Annotated in this window: 4 protein-coding genes; all 4 read right to left on the bottom strand. The window is 76.4% G+C overall.

Annotated features, from left to right (window positions below; genetic code table 11):
• Positions 1 to 31 precede the first annotated feature (31 nt).
• Entirely contained in the window at positions 32 to 2,080 is a 2,049-nt protein-coding gene (locus DMH08_RS38665; protein ID WP_125621200.1) for a SpoIIE family protein phosphatase, read from the bottom strand.
• Between the two features lie 171 nt (positions 2,081 to 2,251).
• Positions 2,252 to 3,109, bottom strand: a complete 858-nt coding sequence (locus DMH08_RS38660) for a spermidine synthase (protein ID WP_026404130.1) — start codon at positions 3,107 to 3,109, stop codon at positions 2,252 to 2,254.
• Positions 3,110 to 3,158: 49 nt separating this feature from the next.
• Positions 3,159 to 4,277: an ABC transporter ATP-binding protein gene (locus tag DMH08_RS38655; RefSeq protein WP_442778675.1), complete on the bottom strand. Its 1,119-nt coding sequence runs from the start codon at positions 4,275 to 4,277 to the stop codon at positions 3,159 to 3,161.
• The coding region (locus DMH08_RS38650; RefSeq protein WP_325052987.1) for an oligopeptide/dipeptide ABC transporter ATP-binding protein at positions 4,249 to 4,526 on the bottom strand (278 nt) is incomplete at its 5' end. The genes DMH08_RS38655 and DMH08_RS38650, both read right to left, overlap by 29 nt.

Genomic DNA, 4,526 nt, shown 5'->3' with positions numbered 1-4,526 from the left:
CGCCCAGGCCCGCCCCCGGCCCGGGGTCCGCCTACGGCAGCTCCTGCTCGCACCAGACCGCTTTGCCGCCGTGGGTGCGGCGGACGCCCCAGCGGCTCGCCAGCCGCCCGACGACGTGCAGGCCGCGGCCGGTGTCGGCCACCTCGCCGACCTCCTCGCCCGCGCCGGCGCCGCCCGCGCCGTCCCCCGGGTCCCCGCCCGGGGGCTCGCCGTGGTGGCGGACCCGCGGGCGCCCGTCGGACCTGTCGAACACCTCGCAGACCAGGCCGCCCTCGCGGACGAGCCGCAGCTCGAGCCGTCCGGAGGTGTGCCGGATCGCGTTGGTGACCAGTTCGGACGCCATCAGGACGGTCGAGTCGGCCAGCTCCTCCAGGTCCCAGCGGGCGAGCCGGTCGCGGACGAGCCCCCGCGCGCGCCGCACGGCGGCCGGGTCGGCGGGCAGCTCCCAGGAGGCGTGGTCGTCCTCGGGGATGCGCGCCAGCCGCGCGACGAGGATCGCGATGTCGTCGCGGTGCTGGTCGTCGTAGACGCCGTCGAGCGCGTCCTGGCACAGCTCGTCCAGCGGGCGGGCGGCGGCGCCGGGGCCGAGGATGCGGCGCAGCCCGGCGAGCCCGTCGTCGATGTCGCGGGCGCGGTTCTCGACGAGGCCGTCGGTGTAGAGGAACAGCAGCGTGCCGTCCTCGACGGTGAACTCGCGGCTGACGATCGGCCCGCCGCCGACGCCGAGCGGCGGGGCGGGCGGGACGTCCAGGTAGGTGGAGGCGCCGCCGGGCGGGACGAGCAGCGGCGGCAGGTGCCCGGCGCTGGCGACCTCGCAGCGGCCGCTGACCGCGTCGTAGACGGCGTAGGCGCAGGTCGCGAAGTGGGGTTCGCGCTCGCCGAGGGTGCTCATCAGCGCGTCGAGCCGCTCCAGCGCCTCGGCGGGCGGCAGTTCCAGGCCCGCGAGGGTGTGGATGGCGGTGCGCAGCCGCCCCATGGTGACGGCGGCCTTGACGCCGTGCCCGGCGACGTCGCCGACGACGAGCGCGACGCGGGCGCCGGGCAGCGCGATCGACTCGTACCAGTCGCCGCCGACCTCGATCATCCGGCTGCCCGGCAGGTACCGGTGCTGGACCTCCACCGTGGACGGCGCCGACAGGCCGGTGGGCAGCAGGCTGCGCTGCAGCGTGAGGGCGGTGGCGCGCTCCCGCGAGTAGCGGCGGGCGTTCTCCACGAAGGTGGACGCGCGGGCGGCGAACGCGTGGCCGATCTCGCCGTCGTAGGGGTCGAACGGGCGGTGCGCGGCGTTGCGGGTGCAGACGAAGAAGCCGAGCACCCCGGCCGGGGAGGTGATCGGCAGCAGCAGCATGGACGCGCCTTTGAGCAGGTCGCCGACCGGCGCGCGGCGCCAGTCGGCGGCGGCGTGGGCGGACTCGTCGTCGAAGGTCGCGAAGACGGGCTTCCCCGACTCGACGCACTGCGCGTAGGGGGTGCCGGACGGGTAGGCGAGCGTCTCGCCGGTCGGGAACGCGGCGTCCCACGACGGGTCGCCGTCGTCGAACCCGATCGCCATCCGGCGCAGCGGCGGGCCGCCCGGCCCGGCGGGCGGCTCCTCCTCGTCCAGGTGGCTCTCCAGCAGCATCAGGGCCGCGGAGTTGCAGAAGTGCGGGACGAGCACGTCCATCAGGCCGCGCGCGAGCAGTTCGAGGTCGAGGGTGGAGCCGACGCGGGGCAGCCCGTCGTCGAGCAGCGCCCGGCGGATCACCGCCGGGTCGACGAACCGGTCGGCGAGCGGCACCGGCACCTTGACGACCGCGAGCGCGGCGAGGTCGGGCGCGCCGCCGCTCATCGGGTGCACGGTGACGACCGCGTCGAGCACGGCGCCCTCGGGCGTCTCGACGGCGAGCATCGCGGTGCGCTCCCGTCCGGCCCTGGCGGCCTCCAGCAGCGGCTCCCGCGCGCCGGGGATCACCTCGTCCAGCCCGGCGCCGAGCAGGCCGTCCGGATCGGCGGACAGAACTGCGGCGGCGTTCCGGTCGTACTGGAGTATTCTCCCCGACCAATCCAGGCCGAGAATCAGAATCCGGGTGGACGACTCCATCGGTCGATTATGGAACATCGGGCGGCCGGATGCGGCCGATACCGCGACCCGGACGGCCCGAAATCCCCGTCCGCGCACGGCCTTCGGGCACCCCTACCGTTCTGACCTGGGGAAGGGAATTCAGCGCGGCGAGCCGTGCCGTGTCACTTTTTCGGCACCGTGAGAATCCCGTCAGGATTTCCCGAAGACCTGCGGCGGCGGGACCGGGACGGCGACGTCCTCGCCGTCGCGCAGCGGCGCGGCGCCGGAGCAGAACGCGGCCAGGTCGCCGCCCGCCAGCAGCCGCGCCCGGGTGATGCCCCCGGCGGCCCGGCGGGTCAGCTCGGCGACCGGCAGCGGCTCCCGGGACCCCGCCACGATGAGGTTGCCGAACCGGCGGCCGCGCAGCACCCCGGGGTCGCCCATCAGCAGCGTGTGGCCGAACACCGACGCGATCGTCGCGGCGGCCCGGCGGGCGAACGGCAGCCGGAACCCGTCGGCGACGTTGGCGAGGTAGACGCCGCCGGGCCGCAGCACCCGCGCGGCGTCCAGCACGAACTCGCGGGTGGCGAGGTCGGGCGGCATCGACGCCTCCGCGAACGCGTCCATCACCACCAGGTCGTCCGCCGCGTCGGGCAGCGCGGCGATCCCGGACCGCCCGTCGGTGATCCGGATCCGCAGCCCGGGGACGTTCTTGACCGGGAGCCGCTCCCGGACGAGCCGCACCAGCTCGCCGTCCGGTTCCAGCACGACCTGCCGCGAGCGGGGGCGCGTCGCGGCGACGTAGCGCGGGAGCGTGCAGCCGGCGCCGCCGACGTGGACGGCGTCGAGCGGCTCCCCGGCCGGCGCGATCGCGTCGACGACGGCCCCCATGAGCTGCATGTACTCGAAGTCGAGGTAGGTCGGGTCGGACAGGTCCACGTAGGACTGCGGGACGCCGCCCACGAGCAGCACCCAGCCGCCGTCGCGGTCGGCGTCCCGCAGCAGTTCCGCCTCGCCGCCGGCGATCGTGTGGGTCTCCGGCCGCGGACCCCTCCCCTTGCGCGCCATGCCCCCACCCTACGGACCCGGGGACGCGCCGCGTCCGCGATCGCGCGGCTCAGTGCCCCTTCGCGAGCGGGTCCGCGAACGGGCCGCTCCCCGGGGCGGCTTCGGCGGCGAAGTGGCACGCGCTCGGGTGCGCGGACCCGTCGCGCGCCTCCAGCGCGGGCTCCCGCTCCGCGCAGACGTCCGCCGCCTTCGGGCAGCGCGTCCGGAACCGGCACCCGGACGGCGGGTCCAGCGGCGACGGCGGCTCCCCCTCCAGCTCGATCTGGTCCGCCCAGCCGGGGGCGTCCGGGTCGGGCACGGGGACGGCGGACAGCAGCGCCTGCGTGTAGGGGTGCGTCGCGTGCTCGTAGATCCGCTCCTGGTCGCCCGTCTCGACGACCTTCCCCAGGTACATCACGGCGATGCGGTCGGAGATGTGGCGGACGGCCGCGAGGTCGTGCGCGATGAACACGTACGCCAGCCCCAGCTCGCGCTGCAGCTCCGCGAGCAGGTTCATCACCTGGGCCTGCACGGACACGTCGAGCGCCGACACCGGCTCGTCGCAGACGATGACGTCGGGGCGCAGCGCGAGGGCCCGGGCGATCCCGACGCGCTGCCGCTGGCCGCCGGAGAACTGGTGCGGGTAGCGGTCGGCGTGGTCGGGGTCGAGCCCGACCAGTTCCAGCAGCTCGCCGACGCGGGCGCGCCGCTCCCCCTTGGGGGCCGCGCCGGGGTGGATCGCGAACGGCTCGCCGACGATGTCCCCGACCGTCATCCGCGGGTTGAGGGAGGAGTACGGGTCCTGGAGCACCATCTGGATGCGGCGCCGGAGGGCCCGCAGTTCCGCGCGGGACAGCGTGAAGACGTCCCGTCCGGCGAACCGGACGGTGCCCGCTGTGGGGCGCTCGGCGGCCAGCAGCAGCCGCGCGAGGGTCGACTTCCCGCAGCCGGACTCGCCGACGACGCCGAGGGTCTCGCCGGGCCGCAGCTCCAGGTCGACGCCGTCCACGGCCTTGACGCGGCCGACCGTCCGCTTGAACAGCACGCCGCGGGTCACCGGGTAGTGCTTGACGAGGCCCTCGACCCGCAGGATCGGCTCCGCGGCCGGGCCGCGGCCCGGGCCGTCCGCCGGCCGGCGGGCCGGTTCGGGGCCCGGTTCGTCAATGGGGCCGGCCGGCAGGTGCGGCACCGTGGACCTCCTCGGCGAAGTGGCAGGCGGCGGTGTGCCCGGGCGCGACCGCGACCGGCGGCGGCCGGTCCACGGCGCAGCGCGCCTCGGCGCGCGGGCAGCGGGGGTGGAACGGGCAGCCGGGCGGGAGCGCGGCCGGGTTCGGCGGCGCCCCGCCGATCGGGGTGAGCGGCCCGCCGCGCCGGTCCAGGCGGGGCACCGAGGCCAGCAGCCCGCGCGTGTAGGGGTGGGCGGGCCGCTCACCCCCTG

Source organism: Actinomadura sp. WAC 06369, assembly GCF_003947565.1.
GTDB lineage: Bacteria > Actinomycetota > Actinomycetes > Streptosporangiales > Streptosporangiaceae > Spirillospora > Spirillospora rifamycini.
The sequence above is the reverse complement of the archived record's forward strand: the minus strand, read 5'-3'. Positions and strand labels throughout refer to the sequence as shown.

What these genes read in the sequence shown, in the direction of transcription:
- DMH08_RS38665 (WP_125621200.1), bottom strand. Translation starts at nt 2,080, where the DNA reads ATGGAGTCGTCCACCCGGATTCTGATTCTCGGCCTGGATTGGTCGGGG.
- DMH08_RS38660 (WP_026404130.1), bottom strand. Translation starts at nt 3,109, where the DNA reads ATGGCGCGCAAGGGGAGGGGTCCGCGGCCGGAGACCCACACGATCGCC.